The organism is Methanosalsum natronophilum, from assembly GCF_024808815.1.
GTDB classification, from domain to species: domain Archaea; phylum Halobacteriota; class Methanosarcinia; order Methanosarcinales; family Methanosarcinaceae; genus Methanosalsum; species Methanosalsum natronophilum.
Map to the genome: position 1 here is coordinate 1 of NZ_JANUCS010000044.1, position 1,143 is coordinate 1,143.

Annotated in this window: 1 rRNA gene; it reads left to right on the plus strand. The window is 52.6% G+C overall.

Annotated elements, in window-relative coordinates:
- Positions 1–1,143: ribosomal RNA gene (locus J2T59_RS10195) — 23S ribosomal RNA — on the plus strand; the annotation flags it as partial.

Genomic DNA, 1,143 nt, shown 5'->3' on the forward strand with positions numbered 1-1,143 from the left:
AAGAAGAACAGAGTCCGGGCTACTGGGGTAAGCTTGTAGTCCGTAAGGGAGACAACCCAGCCCGTGGTTAAGGTCCCAAAGTGTCGACTAAGTGTTAACACTAAAGGGTGTCCTAGGCCCTAGACAGCTGGAAGGTTAGCTTAGAAGCAGCTATCCTTTAAAGAGTGCGTAACAGCTCACCAGTCGAGGTTTGGGGCCCCGAAAATGGACGGGGCTCAAGTCGACCACCGAGACCACGGAGCACCGAAAGGTGATCTTGTAGGAAGGCGTTGTGTTCGGGCAGAAGCTGGGCCGTGAGGTCCAGTGGACCGAACAGGAACGAAAATCCTGGTAACAGTAACAGCAAAGTCAGGTGAGAATCCTGACCGCCGAAGGGGCCAGGTTTCCTCGGCAATGATCGTCAGCCGAGGGTTAGTCGGTCCTAAGACGTACCGTAATCCGAGTACGCCAAATGGGAAACAGGTTAATATTCCTGTACCACTTGACAATGAAACTGACACTCACGGGCAGGTTGAGCAGCGTCGTCGCGCTGCCCAAGCACAGAACAAGGTGGAGAGCCGTTATGGCGAGAAACCAAGGAATGTGTGATGGCGAAAGTCAACTGCACCCGGGAGTCCGTGAAAAGGAAGTCAAGTGACCGTACCAAGATCTGACACAGGTGCCCCTAGCTGAAAAGGCTAAGGCGTGTCGGAAATAAACTGGCTAAGGGAATTCGGCAAATTGGCTCCGTAACTTCGGGAGAAGGAGTGCCTGCTGTGAAGACAGCAGGTCGCAGTGACCAGAGAGCTCCAACTGTCTAATAACAACATAGGAGATCGCAAATCCGAAAGGACTAGTACGATCTCTGAATCCTGCCCAGTGCAGGTACCTGAAACTCCGGTACAACGGAAAGAAGGGCCTGTAAACGGCGGGGGTAACTATGACCCTCTTAAGGTAGCGTAGTACCTTGTCGCTTAATTGGCGACTTGCATGAATGGAGCAATGAGAGCTCTACTGTCCCTAGCCAGAATCCGGTGAAGCTTACATTCTAGTGCAGAGTCTAGAGACCTCTAGGGGGAAGTGAAGACCCCGTGGAGCTTTACTGCAGCCTGTCGTTGAGTTGTGATCCCGCATGTACAGTGTAGGTAGGAGGCGTAGAAACCC